Consider the following 19,992-nt stretch of genomic DNA (forward strand, 5'->3'; position numbering starts at 1 on the left):
GGGCAGCGAAGGTCTTCTTGTCGATGACCAGGGACGAGTCGAGTTGTTCTCGGCTCGGCCCCCATAGGTACTCGACCTCGGTGAGCTCGTCGCGAATCTTCTTGAAATACATCAGGTGCGCCATCGCCGGATCTCCGCGTAGACCTTCACCGATCAGCGGATCGTGACCGGCGGCTTGGAGACTATCGTGGCAGGAATCGAGCGATCTCGCCGCTACCTCGCCGAATTTTTTCGGGCGCACCGTCCGCTGTTCACGCGCGCAGCATGGTCTGGAACCGGCGCATACCGGAAATCCACCGGTCGTAGTCCGAACCCTTGTTGCGGTACATCTGCAGTACCTCGGGGTGCGGCAGGATCAGGAAGTGTTCGGCGGCCATCGCCTCGACGACAGTTTCGGCGACTTCTTCGGGGGAGAGCACCGCGCCCGCGGTCTTCACGGCCTTGATCGCCAGCGCGCCCGCCTCCGGGTCGTCGGGGATGAGCGCACCGGTGAGCAGCTGGGTGTCCACACCCATCGGACACAGGCAGCTCACGCGAATGCCCTTGTCGCCGTAGGTCACCGAGAGCCATTCGGCGAAGCCCACCGCAGCGTGTTTGGTCACCGAATAAGGGGCGGAACCGATTTGGGTGAGCAGCCCCGCGGCGGAGGCGGTGGAGACGAAGTAGCCACTGCCACGCTCGAGCCAACCGGGAACGAGTAGTTTCGCGGCCCGCACGTGGGCCATCACATTCACCTCGATGGTGCTCGCCCACTGGGCCTCCGTGCTGTCCAGGCCGGGACCGCCGCCGATGCCCGCGTTCGCGAAATACAGGTCCACCGGACCGAATTCGCGTTCGGCGGTGGCGATCGATTCCGCCACGACCTGCTCGTCGGCCACATCGCCGCCGACCGCGATCGCGTTGTCACCGAGGTCGGCCGCTACCTTCGCCGCGCTGTCCGCATCGAGATCGGCGACGACGACCTTCGCGTCACCGGCGACGAGACGATAGGCGAGTGCGGCACCGATACCCGCACCCGCGCCGGTGACGATCGCGACCTTGCCTGCTATCTCCATCCCCGCACAGTAACTTTTGGAGCGCTGGCGCGCTCGAGTTCGCGCCCCTGGCGGTCCCGTGCGGGGCTGGGAGTGCGGTCATGGCGGTGCTGCGGTGTGGTTTATGGCTCGATCAGGTGGCGACGGCGGGGCTCGTGGTCGTTGGTTCGTCTTCGGTGGCGGGTTCTTCCGTATCGGCCGGTGTGACGATCGCGGCGCGGGCCATCGCGCCGAGCGGGGTGTGGTTGAAGACCAGGTTCAGCAAGAACGCGGTGGCCGCGCCGAGGGTGACGCCGCTGTCGAGAAGGATCTGCGCCGAGGTGGGGAACTTGTCGAACATGTCCTTGGTGAACACCGGCAGCAGGCCGATGCCGATGGCGGTGGCCGCGACGGTCGCGTTGACCCGGTCCGTCAGATCGGCTTCGAGCAGTGTGGTGACGCCGACGATGGCGACCGTCGCGAACAGCACCAGCCCGACGCCGCCGACCACCGGCTTCGGAATCACCGCCACCACCTCGCCGATGCGGGGCACCAGCCCGAGCACCACCAGGATCGCGCCGCTCACCGCGGTGACATACCGGCTGAAGACCCTGGTCGTGGCGACCGCGCCGACGTTCTGATTGAAGATCGTGTCGACGAACGCGGTGAAGATGCCGCCGAGCACACCCGACAGGCCGTCGCCCACCAGGCCGCGCGCGAGATCGCCCCTGCTCAGTGGTTTTCCGGTGATCTCGCTGATCGCCAGCATGCTCGCGGTCGACTCGGCGAACACCACGGCCATCACGATGCTCATCGCCACCACGGCGGTCACCGGGAACTGCGGCGACCCGAAGTGGAACGGCTGCGGGATCCCTATCCAGTCGGCGGTACCGATCCCGGCGGTGGTGATCAGTCCCATCGGCAGCGCGATCACGATGCCCGCGACCAGCGCGATCAGCACACCGAGCTGCGACCACACGCCGCGTCCGAGGCAGACGAAGCCCACCGCGATCAGCACCACCACCGCCGCCAGCCCGATATTGGAGGGCGAAGCGAAGCCGGCCGACTTCGGGTCGGTCCCGATGATCAGGCCCCCGGCGACCCCGATCAGCGAGACGCCCACCACCGTCAGCACGGTCCCGGTGACCAGCGGCGGGAAGAACCGCACCACCCGCGCGAACGGCCACGCCAGCGCGACACCGGCCACACCGCCGACCAGCATCGACCCGTACACGGCGTCGAGGCCGTACTCCTTGGCGATCAGGATCATCGGGTTGAGCCCGACGAACGTTGCGCCGCAGACGATCGGCAACCGCGCACCGGCCAGCTTGCCGACACCGAGGCTCTGCACCAGCGTGATGATGCCCGCGACCAGCAGGTCCGCACTGATCAACAGCGCGATCGTCGCCCGGTCCAGCCCCGCGGCCGCGCCGAAGACCAGCGGCACGGTGATACAGCCGGTGTACATGATCAGGACGTGCTGGATGCCGAAAGCCAGTTGCCGAGCGAACGGCAACCGGGTGTCGACGGGATGCGCCTCACTCATGTAACAGGTTGTAGTCCCCGTTTTTTACCGTGAGTGAGCGCCGTGTTTCGTCGGCGTTGCGGGTCGGATATATCACCCGGTGGGTTCAATACTGCTGGTAGCCGCCCTGTGGGTAGTTCGGTCGCTGCTGTGCTGCCCGGATCCAGCGCCCGGTCGACGATGCCGCGGCAAGGCTGAGCATCAAGACCGCGACCGCGGCTTGGACGAGCCCGATGGCCACACTCGCGCCGGATGTCACCGAGGATGACGCGGAGGTCGCGAGGGAGACGAGGCTGCCGAGTGCGCTGAGCGCCGCCACGGAAATGACGATCACCCGGCCCGCTGTCTTGCGGAGGAACAGCAGGATAGAGCCGGTGAGGAGCAACAGGCCCAGCGCGGCGCCGGTGACGACGAAGGTCATCACCAGCGGCGAGACGGACGTGCTCGAACACTCGAAGCTGCCATCCGGCTTCTGGACGAATTCGCCGGAGCATTCGTAAGCGCCCGTGGCGTTATAGCTGACCACCGCACCAACAAGGGAAACCAGCGAAAGCAGAAGAGCTAGAACCGCAGCGATGATCCCGGTAGCGCCCGAGGCGGCAGGCTGGGGATAGCCGTATCCGGGCGCACCGGGGCCGGGCGTCGCGTAGCCGGGAGCGCCATAGCCGGGCACAGGAGCGCCGTACCCGGGAACGCCGGGGCCCGGTGCTCCGTACCCGGGAACGGCTTGGCCGTACGGGTTGTAGCCCTGCTGGCCGTTCGGCGGATAGCCCTGACCTTGCTGCTGCCCATACGGATACCCCATGACGCCCCCTTTTTCCTCGGATACACCTGCCGAAATTCGTTCGCACGGTGCGCGGTCCGGTCGGACGCGCACCGGCCCGAACTATACGGCCGGGTCCCGACGCGTGCTCAGATGCGGCTGAGCAGCGTCAACGGGTCCTCCAGGAAACCCGCTGTGGTGGCGAGGAAGCGGGCGCCGAGTTCGCCGTCGACCATGCGGTGGTCGAAGCTGAGGCCGAGGGTGGTGACCCAGCGCACGGCCAGTTCGTCACGGAAGACCCAGGGGCGCTTGCGGATCGAGCCGAGGCACAGGATTGCGGCCTCGCCCGGATTCACCAGCGGGACTCCGCTGTCGACACCGAAGACGCCTACGTTGGTGAGGGTGAAGGTGCCGCCGCGCAGGTCGTTCGGGGTGGCGTTGCCGGAGCGGGCGGTGTCGGCCGCCCAGCTGATCTCGCGGCACAGCTCGCGCAGGCTCAGTGACTGAGCCTCCTTGAGATTGGGCACCATCAGGCCGCGATCCGAGGCGACCGCGATCCCCAGGTTCACATAGTGCTTGGTGACGATCTCCTGGCTCTGCTCGTCCCACGCGGTATTGATCCCCGGATACTCCGCGATCGCCGCCAGCGTGGCCTTGGCGACCAGCGCCAGTGGCGTGAGCGTGAGACCTTCGAAGGACTTGGTGGTGCGCAGGTGGTCGAGCAGTTCCATCGAGGCGGTGCAGTCGACGGTGACGAAGGTGCTGGCCTGGGGAATCGTGCGCGAACTGGCCTGCATCGCGGCGGCGGTGCGCTTTCGGATGCCCGTGACGGGAGTGCGTTCTTCCCGGGCGGTCGGCTCGATCAGGCCGTCCCCGTCGGTGATGTGGCCGTTGGACGGAGCGCGCACGACATCGCCGAGGCGGGCGGGGGTGCGCGGCTGGGTCACCGGCACGGCCGAGCGCACATCGTCGACGGTGACCGCGCCCTCCGGCCCCGACCCCGCGACGAACCACAGGTCGATGCCGAGTTCCTTGGCCAGTTTGCGGGCCGCGGGAGTCGCGGCGGCGCGATGGGTGCTCGGCGTGCTCGAGGCCATGGACGGCGTGGCTTTCCTTCTCCGCGAGGTCGATTCGGCCTCGGGCCCATAACCCACCAGCACGTTCGTGCGGGGCTCCGCGGTCGGTGGGGCCGACACCTCGAGATCGTTGCGCACCCGGATCAGCGGCGCGCCGACCGGGACGGTGTCACCGGGCTGAGCGAGCAGTTCGACCACGACCCCGGAGAACGGCGACGGCAGCGCCACCACCGCCTTCGCGGTCTCCACCTCGGCGATGGTCTGGTTCAGTTCCACCGTGTCGCCGACCGCGACGGCCCAGGACACCAGGTCGCCGTCGGCCAGGCCTTCACCCAGGTCGGGAAGGCGGAACTCGAGAACATGACCGTCGTCATCGGCGGCTGGTTCCGGCACGAGGGCACCTTTCATCACGCGGCTAGACAGCGGTCGACCGCCGCCAGAATGCGGTCGGGGTCGGGCAGGTGGTGCTTTTCGAGCTTAGCCGGGGGGTAGGGGATGTCGTAGCCACCGACGCGCAGCACCGGCGCCTCGAGGTGATAGAAGCAGCGTTCGGTGACGCGGGCCGCGATCTCGGCGCCGAGCCCGGCGAACACGGGCGCCTCGTGCACGATGACCAGCCTGCCGGTCTTGTCCACCGATTCCGCGATCGTGTCGACGTCGATCGGCGAGAGACTGCGCAGGTCGATCACCTCGAGCGAATGTCCTTCCTCGGCGGCGATCTTCGCCGCGGTGAGCGCGGTGGCGACGGTACCGCCGTAGGCGACGACGGTGGCGTCGGCACCGCGGGTGCAGACCCTGGCCCTGTGCAGGGGCAGATCCGGTTCGCCTTCGAAATCTACGTCGGCCTTGTCCCAATAGCGACGTTTCGGTTCGAAGAAGATCACCGGGTCGTCCAGTGAGATCGCCTGGCGAATCATCGAATACGCGTCGGCGGGCGTACTCGGTGATACAACGCGAAGGCCCGCGGTATGCGCGAAATACACCTCGGGTGATTCCGAATGGTGCTCGACCGCGCCGATGCCACCGCCGAACGGAATGCGGATCGTCAACGGTGCCTTTACTTTTCCGCCGGTACGGTTGTGGATCTTGGCCACCTGCGACACGATCTGGTCGAAGGCCGGATAGACGAAACCGTCGAACTGGATCTCCACCACGGGACGGTATCCGCGCAACGCCATCCCGAAAGCCGTTCCGACGATGCCGGATTCGGCCAGTGGTGTGTCGATGACGCGATTGTCGCCGAAATCCTTCTGCAAGGTGTCGGTTACGCGGAACACACCACCGAGCCGGCCGATGTCCTCGCCGAGCAGGACGACTTTGGCGTCGTCTTCCATCGCGCTGCGCAGGCCGACGTTGAGGGCGCCGGCGAAGGTGGTGATCATGACTGCGCTCCTTCGGCGAGGTAGGCCGAGAGCTGTTGGCGCTCTTCGGTCATCAGTGGATGCTCGGTCGCGTAGACGTTGTCGAACATCCGCACGGGATCGGGGTCGGGCATCTCGATTGTCGCGGTGCGCAGCCGGCGGGCGACCTCGTCGGCCTCGTCGGTGACCTGCTGGGTGAATTCGGGGGAGAGGTCGTCATCGCGGTCGAGGAGTAGACGCACGCGCTCGATGGGGTCGCGCTGGGCCCAGTACTCGGTGTCGGCGGCGGTGCGGTAGCGGGTCGGGTCGTCGGCGGTGGTGTGCGGGCCCATCCGGTAGGTCATCGCCTCGATGAAGGTGGGGCCGCCGCCGGTGCGCGCGCGTTCGACGGCCTGGCGGGTGACCGCGAGGACGGCGAGCACATCGTTGCCGTCGACCTGCACGCCCGGAATCCCGTAACCATCGGCTCGGCGGAACAGCGGGGTATGGCTCTGCACGGCCACCGGTTCGCTGATCGCCCACTGGTTGTTCTGGCAGAAGAACACGACCGGCGCGCTCCACGCCGCGGCGAATCCGAGTGCCTCGGCGAGGTCGCCCTGGCTCGTCGCACCGTCGCCGAAGTAGGCGATGGTGGCGATATCGGCGCCGTCGAGATGGGCGGCGAAGGCGTAACCGGTCGCGTGCAGCCCCTGGGATCCGACGACGATATTGGCATTGGTCATCTTGACCTCGCCGGGGTCCCAGCAGTGGTGTGAGACGCCGCGCCAGAGGGCGGTGAGCTGCTCGGGCGCGACGCCACGGCAGTAGGCGACGGCGGTTTCGCGGTAGGAGCAGAACACGTAGTCGTCGGGGTGCAGCGCGTGCGCCGAGCCGACCTGCGCGGCTTCCTGGCCGAGCAGCGGCGGCCACAATCCGAGCTGGCCCTGGCGTTGCAACGCGGTCGCCTCGATGTCGATCCGGCGGGTGATCACCATGTCCCGATACAGCTGCCGCAACCGCTCGGCATCGATGTCGGCGACGAGCGCGCCGTGCTCCCTGTCGAACACCCGGCGGCCGTCGGGCTGAACCAGCTGGACCGGGTAGGTCTGCTTCTGCGACATCGTGATCGCCTCCTCGCCACCGCGCCTTGTGGGCCGATGCAGGTACGCCACTCCGCTGAGTGCGATGTGTATCACTCAGCATCCACCATAACGCGGTGTGCGCAAGCGGTACACGCGCACATGAGCAGAATGCATGGTCTACGGGGGTGGTGCGCTGTCATACTGCGTTGTATGACCAGTCGCGAACCGGACGTGACACTCGACGCCACCGACGCGCGTTTGCTGCGCGAGCTGAACGCCAATCCCCGTGCCACCGGGGTGGAGCTCGCGGCGCGCCTCGGCCTGTCGCGCAACACGGTGCAGGCGCGTCTGGCGCGCTGGGACAGCGGTGGGGTGCTCGGCAGCTTCGAACGCCGGGTGGAACCGCGCGCCCTCGGCTACCCACTGGCAGCGTTCGTCGCGGTCGTGGTCGACCAGCACCGACTCGACAGCGTGGTGGACGAGCTGGCCGATGTCCCCGAGGTCACCGAGGTCTGCGGGATGACCGGCGCCACCGATCTCACCGTCCGCATCGTCGCCCGCGACGCCGACGACCTCTACCGCATCGCGGGCCGAATCCTGAAGATCCCCGGCGTGGAGCGCACCAATATGGCCCTGGTCATGCGTGAGCTGGTGGGACCGCGGACCGGCCCGTTGCTCGACCGGCTGGCCGGACCGAACTGAACTCGGCCCCGCCGCCGGACCCTCAGGTGCCGGTGGGCAGGAAGCGGCGCACGACGAGTCCGGCTACCAGCGCCCAGAAGGCGCCGCCGATGCCGAAGAGGGTGGTGCCGGAGGCGGCGACGAGGAAGGTGACCAGGGCTGCCATGCGATGGGCGGGGTCGCTGAGGGCGCCGGTCAGGGCGGCGGCGAGGGTGGCGAGGAGGGCAAGGCCCGCGACGGTTTCGATGGTGCCCGCCGGCGCGGCGGCGATGAGAGTGACCAGGGCGGCGGAGGCGAGGCCGAGGACGAGGTAACTTGCGCCCGCTGTCGCCGCGGCGATCCACCGGCGTTTGGGGTCGGGGCTCGCCGACGGTGCGGCGGCGAGGGCGGCGCTGATCGCGGCGAGGTTGATCGCGTGGCCGCCCGCTGCCGCGCCGAGGATGGTGCCGATACCGGTGACGAGCATGGCGGGACGCCACGGGACCTGGAAGTCGAACGAGCGCATCACCGCGACGCCCGGAATGTTCTGCGAGGCCATGGTGACGATGTAGAGCGGGATGGCGATGCCGACGACGGCCTGCCAATGCCACTGGGGGACAGTCCATTCCACAGTCGGAACCATGGCGGACAATTCCAGGTGCCGGTTGTTCACCACGATGTCGATGCCCGTACCGACGGCCGCCGTGGCGAAGGCGACGAGCACCGCCCACTTGGGTGCGAACCGTTGCAGGACCAGCCACACCACGATGACCGGGACCACCACGGCGGGCGAGGTGCGCAGCGCCTGCACCGGGGCCAGGCACAGCGGAACGAGGACACCGGCCAGCATCGCCTGCGCGATCGGCACGGGGATCGCGGCCACCAGCGAGCCGAGCCGCTGCCACAACCCGGTGATCACGATCAGCACGCCGGTCACCGCGAAGGCCGCGACCGCGCCCGGCCAGCCGCCCGCGACCAGCCCGGTGCTCGCGAGCAGGGCGGCACCCGGCGTGGACCAAGCCAGCGTGATCGGGATCCGGTACCGCACACTCAGCAGCAGAATGCCGATGCCCTGGGTGAAGCACAGGATCAGCAGGCCCGACGCGGCCTGCGCCGGACTCGCCCCCACCGCGCGCAAACCACTCAGCACCACCGCGAACGAACTCGTGAAGCCGACCAGTGCCGTGATGGCGCCCGCACCGAGCGGCTGTGCGATGCCCGCCGGTTTGTCGGCGATATCGGGCGAAGTGGTGGAGACCTGCGACATTGTGCCGATACTGCCCGACGCGGTGGGGGTCGTCGCCTGCCAGTCTCGCGAAAGTGGCCTGATTCGTGCGTGCCGATGGTGGGTCCAGTTTCGCGACCGGCCTGTGAACGATGCGACCGGGTTCGCGGGCCCGGCGTCGTGCGTTGCCGCGCCGGAGTCACCGGCACGGTCGGCGTTGCCGGGTGAAGTCGTGCGTCGATAGGTGCCGCGGAGCCGGTTCGATGCGTAGGGTGTCGGGGACGGTTTCGCAGGCGGGGGCTTGGAGGAGGAGTGGGAGTGGGCGCGGTATTGATTTCCTCGGCTGAGCTTCGGGAAGAGCTGGCGGACAAGCCGATTCACCTGCTCGATGTCCGGTGGGCGCTGGGCGATCCCGATGGCCCGCAGCACTATCTCGACGGGCATGTTCCGGGCGCGGTGTTCGTCGATCTGGAGACCGAATTGGCCGCCGCGCCGGCGCCCCCGCGCGGCAGGCATCCGCTGCCCGATCCCGGCACCTTCGAGAAATGCGCGCGCAGTTGGGGATTGAGCTCGGGCGACCCGGTGGTGGTCTACGACGCGACCGGCGGCATGGCGGCCGCGAGGGCGTGGTGGCTGCTGCGCTGGGCCGGTGTGGACAACGTGCGCATCCTCGACGGCGGGCTGCCCGCGTGGATCGCGGCCGGTGGGGAAGTCGCGACCGGCGCCGAACCGGATCCGGTGGGTGGTGACCTGGTGGTGCGCCCCGGCGGTTTGCCGATGGTCGATGCCGACGCCGTCGCGAAATGGCCGGGTGTGCTGCTCGACGCGCGCGCGGGCGAGCGGTATCGCGGCGAGGTCGAACCGGTCGATCCGCGTCCCGGACACATCCCCGGCGCGGTGAGCGCGCCGACCGCTGAAAACCTGGATGGCACAGGGCATTTCCGGAATTCCGAAGAACTGCGCGCACGCTTCGCGGGATTCGGCGACGGCCCGGTCGCGGTGTACTGCGGCTCCGGCGTCACCGCTGCCCACCAGATCGCGGCGCTGGCGATCGCGGGCATCGACGCCGCCCTCTACCCGGGCTCGTACTCGCAGTGGTCGAACGATCCGAAACGGGCGGTGGCGACCGGAGAGTAGGCGCTGCTGGGAGCGCCTGGCGACCGCGGGGTTCGGTGGTGTGACAGCACTGGCTCGGACCGGCTGCGGACCCACCCGAGCTCACGGGCAGCCGCGGGCGATGTCGTGGAGGGTGGCGTTGTCCGCGGCGGTGACGGGTAGGTCGTAGTCGACCGCCACAGTGAGGTACTCGGCGGCGTAGAAGCAGTGGTTGGGGCGCGCGGGCGGCAGCCATGCGGCCGGGGTGTCGTAGTGTGTGGTGTTGGATCATGATGTGGCCGAGTTGGATTCGCTGGTTGCCAGGATTGGTTGCCGGTTCGCCCGGCCCGAGCCTCGGTGACCCGGCTGCGGTTGTCCCGGGTCACCATGTGCGCAGCGTTTGTCTCGGAGGGATCGAATGGTCGACTTTACTGTTGATGTGTCGAAGCTGTCCGGCTTCACACTGGATCTCCAGGACATCGGCGCCAATTTCACCGAGAACGCGGGCCGTTTACTACCGGGTTTAGCGCTACCAGCCGGAACAGCCGGACAGCTGGCACAGCTGTCGGTGTCGATCCAGAAGCTGCAAACCACACTGTCCGGCGACCATCAGAAGGACACGAGCGCCCTCGGCACACTGGGTTCCGGACTGGGGACCGCGGCCACCGCGTACAAGAATTCCGATGAGCAGCACGCTGTCTCGATCAACCAGGCCGCGGCGAGCTTGACCGACGGGCAGGGTGTCGCGGCGACAAGCCAGGCCGGGGACGTCCGCCGATTCACCGGCCTGCAGCAGCCCAGCCTGCAGAACGTGGAGGAAGCCCAGTACACGGTCCGCCAGGTCGTCACCGGCTGCGTCGGGCTGCTCACCTCCTACGACGAGCCGCTCGGCCGGACCATCGGCATCAAGCCCGTGCCGATTACCTGGCGCCGGTGGAAGCGGACTGGGAGGCGCTGCAGGGAGTGGGCAAGCGGATCGGCCTGCTCGGCATCAACGACTTCGCCCACTCGCAGAACCTGTCCTCGGGCACCGGGTGGATACAGGCCGACTGGACCGGTGCAGCCGCGACCGCGTTCGGAGCTACCGCGACCACCCTCGGACAGTCGAACGACCACGATCCAGCGGATCTCCGGCGCTTTGGGCTACGAGTCCGGCCGGGCCACCCCGGTCTACAACGCGAGCGAATTCGAACTCCCGGAGAAGGTGATTGTCGACCTGGGTGCCATTCGGTACGGATACGGAGACAACGTGTGGTTCGAACACGCTGTCTCCGTCTGACCCGGCTACTCCGGTCAGGTCAGTCGGGTGCGAATCCGTTGATCTCGAAGGAAATCACGACAGCGGCGACCACGGCAGCGCCGAGGACGAACGTCACCGTAGACGCCAGTGCGAAAACCCGGATGCGCCGCCACCAGGACAATCCCAATCCGGCGGGAATCGCGACGAGCGCCGGAATCATCCACGTTATCCAATACCACGGCGAGATTGGTTCCGTGTCGCCTCGGTATTTCTTGGGAGTCGCAGTGGGCTCGGGCACGTCGAAGACGTTCTGCAGTAGCACGACCAAGGGGAAATAGGCGATCACCGCCAGTAAGCCGCCGATGATGACTCCGAAGATCGCCGGGACCAGTACATCATCGGTCCTGCTGTTCCTATCAGTCATATCCCCACCTATTTCGAACCCGACCAGGAGTGCACCGCACCGGAACCGTATACCAGGAACGACTTGGCGAGGCCGAGTTCCTCGCTCTGCGCCATGGTGTTCACAGCGGACTGAGCCATGTTGCCGTAGTCGTCGTCGGTATGGAAATTGTAGACATCACAGATGTGGGACTGCTGCTTCAATTCGATCTGATGTGATCCGGCCGCACCTGGATGGGCGACCACAACGGTGGTCGAGGCGGATCGCCGATTCCTCCAGCACGTAGTCGTCGCCGGTCACGCGATAGTAATGATCGAACAATTCTTTGGCGACGGGGCGATCTCTCGAGCTGAAGTAGATCCCCACGGCTGCCGCCTGGGTGGCATTGGCTTGAATCAATTCACCGGTGAAATCGCGAATTGTCTTGAATTTGCTCGAGTCGACTACCGGAAAATTTGGATGAATAGAAGTGTCGTAACTCTTGATCGGCGGCGCCTGTCCGTTCTCGCCACCTTGAACTTCCTCGTACATCACATTCTCCAACTCGCAGGTCTACGATATTCCTGCGCGGTCCGATGCTGGTCGGGCCACTCGGACTCTACTTCGCCGCGGGTTCGATGGTCAATTTCGGTGGCACCGAATCTGTTGTGGTGCAATGCATCCGGGTTATCGGCGGTCTGCCCCATCGCAATCCGCGCAGGGCGAGCCAGTACTGCAACTGCACTCGGTGGTCAGTCGAGCGGGTGCCCTGCCGCCGGTCGTGCGATAGCCGGGCGTGATCTGGCGGCGTCGTCGCCGGTGCGACCGGTACCAGTCGTGGTCGGCGGTATCGAGCCGGGTCAACACGAGCGCGACAAGCAGACGCCCGAATCACACGGATGCCGTTGCAGTACTAGTTCGTGACGCCGTTGCATGTCGCCGGGTTCCACAGCCCCAGGTGGTGGACCTGCGCATACCGCGCTGCGGCGCGGAACTCGCGCTGATACTGGTAGGGGTGTGAGTGTGAATATGTGTATTCGTGTCCAAACCCCTGCGCGATCTGGTTGAGGTTGAACAGCACCCCATCCACCCAGACATACGCCAGGAGCCGACCGTATTTGTCGGTGCTGTCCTGCGACGGATCGGGCCTCACGACTACTTGTTTGCCGACCAGCACCCGCTTGGCACGGTCAGCCGCCTCGGTACCGAAACACTGCACCGACTTGCGCGGATCCTGGGTCTCAGGTGTGTCCAGACCCAACATCCGGACCCTCACCTGTCTGCTGTCCTTCAGGATCGACACCGTGTCACCGTCGATCACCTGCAACACCGGAAACGGCCCCGCTGCATCAGCCGGAACCGGAATTGGACTCGGCACCTCACTGGGCGGTGACGCCGACTCGACTCCAGGCACCTGACCACATGCCACAGCCAATAGAACCATCACCACGGCGCCGACAGCTGCGACGCCGTGACTCACGTCCCTCAGGCCATGCCGAACGGAGCGCTGCCGCACAACCAGGGAATCACGCAACATCGCCCTCAACAGTCCAGATAATGCGGGTGTCGCAGCCGTCGTGACTGCCCGGCGCGCGCCGGACTGCCGGGTGCGGGTGTGACCGGCCCATCCGGTCCGATCACCGCGCACCCGGCAACCGCGAGCACTGTGACGAGCAACCACGCCGGTTTCCCCATACCCGCATGTTGTAGCCGGTGGTACCGACAACAACCGCGCTTCGAGCGGCGCTGGGCGAGGGGAAGGCCGCGTCAGTCGACGATGCGGCCTACAACCAGGCTCGGGCCAGCAGGTCGTCCGCGGCCTGCGCGGCCGGGTTGGGCGGGAATCGGGTGGCTGCTATCGAGGAGACGTGGGCGCCGTCATGGCCGACCAGCCACGAACCGCCACGGTCTTCGCATTCGGCGATCTTGGCGAAGACGGTGAGCAGGAAGGTGATGGATTCACTGGGGTCGATGGTGTGCGCCAGGCGCTGGGATTCGCCTGGCCGCGACAGATCGAGCCAGACGCCTGCCTGACCGTCCAGCCGCATGCCGAGGATCTTCGTGGTGTCGATGAAGGTGAATTTGCGCCGTTCCCAAGGGGTGTTGGGTGTGTAGCTCTGCTCGAGAACCTGGAGCAGAATCGTCATCGCTGCCCTCCGCACGAATTACAAGGGGTCATCGGTCGAACCGGATCGGTCCGGTCCGCCTGGGTCCATATGGAGTTGTCGCCGGTGGGTGTTCCGGCCCGTGACCTGGGGTTATTTCAGTATGTTCTCGTTGCGGCGAGAAATCCAGGGGTATGGCGGCCGTGATCGGTGTCGGTGCCGCCTGCTTGGATGGAGTCCATGCTGCACGGTCTGTGGTCCCCCGAATCGGGCCTACTGCTGTGGCACGACGCGGAGCCGGTCGCCGTGGGGTCGGTGCTCGGCGACATCCTGGATCGTGCGAGGTTCCGGCACCGGGCCCAGGTGCTCGTCGTCGATGCCGGGGGACAGTCCGGGACCGCCGAGGTTCGCGCACACGCGCTCGCCCCACCGACGGCGGCCGTTGTGCTGCGCAGCCGACTGCCGCGCGAGCACATCTCCGGCGACCTGCGGTTCCTCGCGCACGTCGCGCGCGGCATCGAACGGTGGGTGCGAGCCGGTCGGGTGGTGCCTCAGATCGAGCGGGCCGACGGTCAGTGGTGGGTGCGCTGGCGGCTCGTCGGCGGACAACGTCAACGGGCATGGCTGGCCGAGCTGGCCGCCGCGATGCCACCGGCGCTGCGGGTGGCGGGCCCGCCCGCCGCCGTGCTCGACGACCTGTGCACACACCTCACCGACCCGATCGCCCGCGAATATCTCGCGCACCGCACGATGACGCACCCGCTGCTGGCCGCGCTGGTTGCCGACACCCCGTTGGACGCCGGCTCCTACCGCCTGTCGGAAACGCTGACGCAGTGGCGGGAAGGCTATGCCGCCGATGAGCCGGAACTGGTGTTGCGCCTGTGCGAACCCGACGGCGAATTCGGCACGGCCGACGAATCGGTGGCGCTGTGGCGACTGCAGGTGTGCCTGCGCCCGGTCGACGACGCACCCAAACCCGTTGTCTTCGAAGATGATCCGGTGCTCGTACGGACGGCGGCGGAGAAACTCGGCCAGGCGCGCAAGGCCTACCCGCGCCTGCGCGACCTCCCCACCGATCCGCGCGGCCTCGACCTGCTGCTCCCCACCGAGGTGGTAGCCGACCTGGTGGCCCACGGCGCACATGCCCTGCAGGAAGCCGGTATTCGGCTGCTCCTGCCACGGGCCTGGAACATCGCCGAACCGAGCATGCGATTGCGCGTGAGCAGCCCCGCCGCCGCCGAATCCACCGTCGGCCTCAGTGGCCTGCTCTCCTACCGGTGGGAGTTGGCGCTCGGCGATCTGGTGCTCACCCAGGCCGAGATGGAACGGCTGATCAGCAGCAAATCCGACCTGGTCCAGTTGCGCGGCGAGTGGGTGCAGGCCGACCATCGAGCACTGGCCGCCGCTGCCCGCTACGTCGCGCAGCATGTCGACGACAGTCCGATCACCCTGGCCGACATGATCGGTGAACTCGCCGCCGAGCGGGTCGACAATGTCCCGGTCACCGAGGTCACCGCCGACGGCTGGGCGGCCGAATTGTTCGCCAGGGAAAGCGAACCCGAGCCGGTTCCGGTTCCGGTCGGCCTGAAAGCCCAGCTACGGCCCTACCAGGAACGTGGCCTGAGCTGGCTGGCCACGATGAGCCGGCTGAACTGCGGCGCGATCCTGGCCGACGACATGGGGCTGGGCAAGACTGTGCAGGTGCTGGCGCTGCTCGTGCACGAGCGCGAGGTCGGCACGGCTGCCGCGGCGGGTGAGAAGACACAGCCCGCGGTGGTCGACGAACACGCCGCCCTCGCGAGCTTCGACGCTGGGGCGCAGGTCGGACCGACGCTGCTGGTGTGTCCGATGTCGGTGGTCGGTAACTGGCAGCGGGAGACCCAACGGTTCGCACCTGACCTCCGGGTGCTCGTGCATCACGGCCCCGGTCGCCTCCAGGGCACGGAATTCGCTGCGGCGGTGGCTGATTCGGATCTGGTGATCACCACCTACGCACTGCTCGCCCGCGATATCACGCTGCTGAACGAACAGCAGTGGGAGCGGATCGTGCTCGACGAAGCACAGCACATCAAGAACGCGGTGACCAGGCAGGCGCGTGCGGCCAGGGCACTCACCGCGCGACATCGGCTGGCGCTCACCGGAACTCCGGTGGAGAACCGGCTGGAAGAACTGCGCGCGCTGTTCGACTTCGCCATGCCGAAACTGCTCGGCAGCCCGCAGTCGTTCCGCGCCAAGTTCGCGGTGCCGATCGAGCGCGAACGCGACCAGCAGGCCATCGACCGGCTGCGGCTGATCACCGATCCGTTCGTGCTGCGCAGGCTCAAAACCGATCCGGCGGTGATCAGCGACCTGCCGGAGAAGCTGGAGATGACGGTGCGGGCCAACCTCACCGTCGAACAGGCCGCCCTCTACCAGGCCGTCGTCGACGACATGCTGGAGAAGCTCAAAGACGCGAAAGGCATGGCGCGCAAGGGCGCTGTGCTCGGCGCGCTGACCCGGCTCAAACAGGTCTGCAACCATCCCGCGCATTACCTGGGTGACGGTTCGCCGATCCTGCGACGCGGCGGCCACCGCTCCGGCAAGCTGGCGCTGGTCGAGGACGTGCTCGACGCGGTGCTCGCCGACGGCGAGAAGGCCCTGCTCTTCACCCAGTTCCGTGAGTTCGGCGACCTGATCCTGCCCTACCTCACCGAACGGTTCGGCACCCCGATCCCGTTCCTGCACGGCGGCGTGGCCAAGCAGCGCCGCGACGATATGGTGACCGGCTTCCAGGGGCAGAACGGCCCGCCGCTGATGTTGCTCTCGCTCAAAGCGGGCGGCACCGGGCTGAACCTCACCGCCGCCAATCACGTGATCCACCTGGACCGCTGGTGGAATCCGGCCGTCGAGAACCAGGCCACCGATCGCGCATTCCGGATCGGCCAGCAGCGCGCGGTGCAGGTCCGCAAGCTGGTGTGCGTCGACACCATCGAAGAGCGGATCGACGAAATGATCAACGGGAAGAAGCAATTGGCCGATCTGGCGGTCGGCGCGGGCGAGAACTGGATCACCGAGATGAGCACCGACGAACTGCGCGAGCTGTTCACCCTCGGCGCCGAGGCGGTGGGTGACTGATGGCCGACTTCAGCCAGTTCGGTCCGCGCAAACCGGTGCGCGGCGGCGCCCAGGCTCGCGGCGGTTTCGGCCGGACCTGGTGGGGCAAGTCGCTGCTCGACTCGGTGGAGAAGGTCGCCGATGCGGGCAGGCTCTCGCGCGGACGCACCTACGCCAGGGTCGGGCAGGTGGTGAACTACCGGATCGAACGGGGCGCGGTGACCGCGGAGGTGCAGGGCAGCCAACCGAGCCCGTTCACCTCGGTGCTGTCGATCCGGCCGCTGCGCGAGGACGAGGTGGACCTGCTGCTCGCCGAGATCAGGGAGGCGCCCGGCATGCTCGCCGAGATCGCCTCGGGCGCGCTCCCACCCGCGCTCGGCCCGCACCTGCTGCCGACCACGGCCTCCGAACTGGACTTCACCTGCAGCTGCCCGGACATGGGCTGGCCGTGCAAGCACGTGGCGGCGGTCTGCTATCTGCTCGCCGAACGCCTCGACGAGCAGCCCAGCGAGATCCTCACCCTGCGCGGCCTCGACCTCGACACCCTCATCGGCGGTGTCGAGAAGTCCGCGCGTACCGCCGATTCCGACGACCCCTACGGCGACGAACTGGTCCTACCCGAGCTGCCCCGCGTCGAATTCCACGCCGTCATCGACGACCTCGACGCGATTCCGCTGCGTCGCGCGCTGCGGATGTCGGCCGAGGACGAACCGACCGCGGCAACCGGCCTACGCGAATTGCGCTCGCTCTATACCGAATTCGACGACTGAGTCGACGGTTCGGCCCGGTCTGCTGTTCGATCTGGCATCAGCCCAGCTCGTACTCGAACCAGATGTGGTGCCCGCCTTCGGCATCCACGTACAGCGCGCCGGTACCGGTGATGCCGGTCAATTCCCCGGTGCCGCTACGGGGGACGATGTGGAAGAACTCGTCGGTGCGGTCGGTACCGCCGGTGGTGGCGGAGTGGACGAAGTTGAAGGCACCGGCTTTGCCGTGCAGCGCACCCTCGAAGGACTCCATCGCGAGATAGGTGCCCGCGCCGGTGCTCATGTCGAAGGCGGCGGTGAACAGCGTGGCCGAGAGCCCTTCGATCTCGCCCGCGTAGGCCTTCGTCATGGTCGAGATGCCGACCGGCATCCCGGTGACGATGGGGGGCTGCGGCGTCAGTTCGGTGGGATCGAACGCGGTGACCTCGAAGGTGCCGATGGCTTTCATGCGCCGATGCTAAACCCGTCCACCGACAGAAACCGGCTCGCGGACGCGGCGATTCACGCGGTCGGCTCGATCCGGTAGAACCGGACGGCATTGGCGCCGAACACCTTCCGCAGGTCGTCGGTGCTCGCGCCCGCGTCGCTCAGCGCGGTGGCCACGGTCTCGGCCGCGCCGCCGAGGCTGGTGATCGGCTTGTCGACCGGAAAGTTCGACCCCCAGATCAGCCGGTCGGCGCCGAACACCGCCAGCGCGTGGGCCAGCAGCGGCGCCACCCGTCTCAGCAGAGCGGGGACAGGTGTCGCAGTACCGCGTCGTGGCACCGGGTGCCCGAGCACCGGCATCATCAGCCCGCTCACCTTGGCCACCACGTTGGGCTGCGCGGCCAGATCGGTGAGGTCCTCGCGCCACCGATCGAACAGGAGCTCCCGCTGTCCGCCGGTGTGCCCGGTGTCCTTGCCGACCGGCCCGAAGACGCCCGCGGGCGTCCCCAGGTGATCGAGCACGATCGGTACCTCGGGGAACCGTTCGGCCAGCGCCGTCACCTCGGGTAGCTGCCCCGAATACACCCACGCGTCGAACGAGAGCCCCCGCTCGGCGAGCTGCCCGAAGCCGTTCAGGAACGCCGGGGCGGTGAGTGCGCCGTCGTGGGCGGCGAAGGACTTCACGCCGGGATCGGGGTGGTAGGCGACCATCGACCGGATGCCACGGAACAGCGGCGACGCGGACTGATGCGCATCGAGCACTGCGCCGAAGTCCGCGCCGGCGGGGTCGGCCGAGCCGATGATCGTAGCCAAGGCGGGCGTGTCGACACCGAACGGCAGGCTCGCCACCCAGCGCGTCTCGTCGGGCTTCCAGCCCGTCCACTGCACCTCGATTTCCACCACGGATTCGACCGGCGTATTTCCCCGGTCCGCGCGGTAGTCGGCGGGCAGATAAGGCTGGAGGTAGGCGCTGGGCTCGCCGACGAATTGGCGGTCACGCAGCGGGGCCAGCTTCGCCGCGGTACCGACCGGCAGAGGCAGATAGCGCATCAATTTCGCGAGCTTGCTGAACTCGCGTGGGGTGGCATGCGGATCCCACTGGTGAATATGGGCATCGATGATGTCGAAGTCGGTCAGATCCATGCTGTGCGTCCCATCGCCGCCGCTGGCAGAGCTCACGGCGATTGTCACACGCCAACGGCGTGTCGCGACGGATTACGCGGCTCACACAGTGCGCCGATACTGTCCGCCCACCGCGAAGAAGGCATCGGTGACCTGCTGCAATGTGCACACCCGCGCCGCGTCCATGAGCACATCGAAAATATTTCCGTCGGTGTGCGCTACCTCGGTCAGCCGGGCCAGCGCGCGATGGGATTCTTCGGCGTGATCAGCCTGGAAACCGTGCAGCCGGTCCAGTTGGGAGCGGCGTTCGGTTTCGGTGCCGCGAGCCAGTTCCAGCGGGGCGTGTTCGGTGTCGTCGTCGCGGCCGCGGAAGGTGTTCACCCCCACGATCGGCAGCGATCCGTCGTGTTTGCGCTGCTCGTAGCGCATGGACTCGTCCTGGATGCGGCCGCGCTGATAGCCGGTCTCCATCGCGCCGAGCACTCCGCCGCGTTCGCTGATCCGCTCGAATTCGACCAGCACGGCCTCTTCGACGAGATCGGTGAGTTCGTCGACGACGAAACTGCCCTGGAGCGGATTCTCGTTGACGGCCAGCCCCCATTCTTTGGCGATGATGAGCTGAATCGCCAGCGCGCGGCGCACCGAATCCTCGGTCGGGGTGGTCACCGCCTCGTCGAAGGCATTGGTGTGCAGGCTGTTGCAATTGTCGTAGACGGCGATCAGCGCCTGCAGAGTGGTGCGAATGTCGTTGAACTGCATTTCCTGGGCGTGTAGCGAACGCCCGGAGGTCTGCACGTGGTACTTGAGTTTCTGGGCGCGTTCGCCCGCACCGTACCGGTCGCGCATCGCGATCGCCCAGATCCGGCGGGCCACCCGGCCGATCACCGTGTATTCGGGATCCATGCCATTGGAGAAGAAGAACGACAGATTCGGGGCGAAGTCGTCGATCGCCAGCCCGCGCGCCAGGTAGGTCTCCACATAGGTGAATCCGTTGGCGAGGGTGAAAGCGAGCTGGCTGATGGGATTCGCGCCTGCCTCGGCGATGTGATATCCCGAAATCGAGACCGAATAGAAGTTC

19 protein-coding genes are annotated in these 19,992 nt (G+C 67.3%); 5 read left to right on the forward strand and 14 right to left on the reverse strand.

Annotated elements, in window-relative coordinates:
- Nucleotides 1-251: 251 nt before the first annotated feature.
- The 6 genes from ACFWF3_RS01900 to pdhA form a co-directional block, all read right to left on the reverse strand.
- On the reverse strand, nucleotides 252-1,055 hold the full coding sequence (locus tag ACFWF3_RS01900; protein WP_378995492.1) for an SDR family oxidoreductase: 804 nt from the start codon (nucleotides 1,053-1,055) through the stop codon (nucleotides 252-254).
- Nucleotides 1,056-1,167: 112 nt separating this feature from the next.
- Nucleotides 1,168-2,559, reverse strand: coding sequence for a nucleobase:cation symporter-2 family protein (locus tag ACFWF3_RS01905; RefSeq protein WP_379312065.1), 1,392 nt, complete (start codon nucleotides 2,557-2,559; stop codon nucleotides 1,168-1,170).
- An 85-nt stretch (nucleotides 2,560-2,644) separates the two neighbouring features.
- Nucleotides 2,645-3,343 carry a hypothetical protein gene (locus ACFWF3_RS01910; RefSeq protein ID WP_379312066.1) on the reverse strand — a complete coding sequence of 233 codons (699 nt, stop codon included), beginning with the start codon at nucleotides 3,341-3,343 and terminating at the stop codon, nucleotides 2,645-2,647.
- Nucleotides 3,344-3,450: 107 nt separating this feature from the next.
- Complete coding sequence (locus ACFWF3_RS01915) at nucleotides 3,451-4,770, reverse strand: dihydrolipoamide acetyltransferase family protein (RefSeq protein ID WP_379312067.1); 1,320 nt, start codon at nucleotides 4,768-4,770, stop codon at nucleotides 3,451-3,453.
- Between the two features lie 14 nt (nucleotides 4,771-4,784).
- A complete protein-coding gene (locus tag ACFWF3_RS01920) occupies nucleotides 4,785-5,759 on the reverse strand; it encodes an alpha-ketoacid dehydrogenase subunit beta (RefSeq protein WP_378996244.1) in 975 nt (324 codons plus the stop codon).
- Nucleotides 5,756-6,838, reverse strand: coding sequence for a pyruvate dehydrogenase (acetyl-transferring) E1 component subunit alpha (gene pdhA / locus ACFWF3_RS01925; RefSeq protein ID WP_379312068.1), 1,083 nt, complete (start codon nucleotides 6,836-6,838; stop codon nucleotides 5,756-5,758). The genes ACFWF3_RS01920 and pdhA overlap by 4 nt, the downstream gene beginning before the upstream one ends.
- A 171-nt stretch (nucleotides 6,839-7,009) precedes the next feature.
- Between pdhA and ACFWF3_RS01930 the strand changes: the two genes are divergently transcribed.
- Nucleotides 7,010-7,501 (forward strand): Lrp/AsnC family transcriptional regulator, encoded by a 492-nt coding sequence (locus ACFWF3_RS01930; RefSeq protein ID WP_379312069.1) that lies wholly within the window; start codon nucleotides 7,010-7,012, stop codon nucleotides 7,499-7,501.
- A 22-nt stretch (nucleotides 7,502-7,523) separates the two neighbouring features.
- Here the strand turns inward: ACFWF3_RS01930 and ACFWF3_RS01935 are convergent, their stop codons facing one another.
- Complete coding sequence (locus ACFWF3_RS01935) at nucleotides 7,524-8,726, reverse strand: benzoate/H(+) symporter BenE family transporter (RefSeq protein WP_379312070.1); 1,203 nt, start codon at nucleotides 8,724-8,726, stop codon at nucleotides 7,524-7,526.
- A 276-nt stretch (nucleotides 8,727-9,002) separates the two neighbouring features.
- On the opposite strand from ACFWF3_RS01935, the gene ACFWF3_RS01940 reads away from it, so the two are divergent.
- Nucleotides 9,003-9,821 carry a sulfurtransferase gene (locus ACFWF3_RS01940; RefSeq protein ID WP_379312071.1) on the forward strand — a complete coding sequence of 273 codons (819 nt, stop codon included), beginning with the start codon at nucleotides 9,003-9,005 and terminating at the stop codon, nucleotides 9,819-9,821.
- A 397-nt stretch (nucleotides 9,822-10,218) separates the two neighbouring features.
- A complete protein-coding gene (locus ACFWF3_RS01945; protein WP_379312072.1) occupies nucleotides 10,219-11,058 on the forward strand; it encodes a hypothetical protein in 840 nt (279 codons plus the stop codon).
- A 19-nt stretch (nucleotides 11,059-11,077) separates the two neighbouring features.
- On the opposite strand, the gene ACFWF3_RS01950 is transcribed toward ACFWF3_RS01945, so the two are convergent.
- The 4 genes from ACFWF3_RS01950 to ACFWF3_RS01965 all read right to left on the reverse strand — a co-directional run bounded on the left by ACFWF3_RS01950 (nucleotide 11,078) and on the right by ACFWF3_RS01965 (nucleotide 13,548).
- On the reverse strand, nucleotides 11,078-11,443 hold the full coding sequence (locus ACFWF3_RS01950; protein ID WP_379312073.1) for a hypothetical protein: 366 nt from the start codon (nucleotides 11,441-11,443) through the stop codon (nucleotides 11,078-11,080).
- Between the two features lie 156 nt (nucleotides 11,444-11,599).
- Complete coding sequence (locus tag ACFWF3_RS01955; protein ID WP_379312074.1) at nucleotides 11,600-11,953, reverse strand: hypothetical protein; 354 nt, start codon at nucleotides 11,951-11,953, stop codon at nucleotides 11,600-11,602.
- A gap of 361 nt (nucleotides 11,954-12,314) precedes the next feature.
- Nucleotides 12,315-12,722 (reverse strand): thermonuclease family protein, encoded by a 408-nt coding sequence (locus tag ACFWF3_RS01960; protein WP_379312075.1) that lies wholly within the window; start codon nucleotides 12,720-12,722, stop codon nucleotides 12,315-12,317.
- 463 nt (nucleotides 12,723-13,185) lie between these two features.
- On the reverse strand, nucleotides 13,186-13,548 hold the full coding sequence (locus ACFWF3_RS01965) for a hypothetical protein (RefSeq protein WP_378996222.1): 363 nt from the start codon (nucleotides 13,546-13,548) through the stop codon (nucleotides 13,186-13,188).
- 189 nt (nucleotides 13,549-13,737) lie between these two features.
- Here ACFWF3_RS01965 and ACFWF3_RS01970 point away from each other — a divergent pair, with 189 nt between their 5' ends.
- Nucleotides 13,738-16,620: an SNF2-related protein gene (locus ACFWF3_RS01970; RefSeq protein WP_379312076.1), complete on the forward strand. Its 2,883-nt coding sequence runs from the start codon at nucleotides 13,738-13,740 to the stop codon at nucleotides 16,618-16,620.
- A complete protein-coding gene (locus ACFWF3_RS01975) occupies nucleotides 16,620-17,369 on the forward strand; it encodes an SWIM zinc finger family protein (RefSeq protein ID WP_378996218.1) in 750 nt (249 codons plus the stop codon). Before ACFWF3_RS01970 ends, ACFWF3_RS01975 begins: the two co-directional genes overlap by 1 nt.
- Before the next feature lie 37 nt (nucleotides 17,370-17,406).
- On the opposite strand, the gene ACFWF3_RS01980 is transcribed toward ACFWF3_RS01975, so the two are convergent.
- The 3 genes from ACFWF3_RS01980 to ACFWF3_RS01990 form a co-directional block, all read right to left on the reverse strand.
- Nucleotides 17,407-17,814 (reverse strand): DUF3224 domain-containing protein, encoded by a 408-nt coding sequence (locus ACFWF3_RS01980; protein ID WP_378996216.1) that lies wholly within the window; start codon nucleotides 17,812-17,814, stop codon nucleotides 17,407-17,409.
- 53 nt (nucleotides 17,815-17,867) lie between these two features.
- On the reverse strand, nucleotides 17,868-18,971 hold the full coding sequence (locus ACFWF3_RS01985) for an amidohydrolase family protein (protein WP_379312077.1): 1,104 nt from the start codon (nucleotides 18,969-18,971) through the stop codon (nucleotides 17,868-17,870).
- Nucleotides 18,972-19,016: 45 nt separating this feature from the next.
- The coding region (locus ACFWF3_RS01990; protein WP_379312078.1) for a methylmalonyl-CoA mutase family protein at nucleotides 19,017-19,992 on the reverse strand (976 nt) is incomplete at its 5' end.

This window comes from Nocardia sp. NPDC060220 (assembly GCF_042727815.1).
GTDB lineage: Bacteria > Actinomycetota > Actinomycetes > Mycobacteriales > Mycobacteriaceae > Nocardia.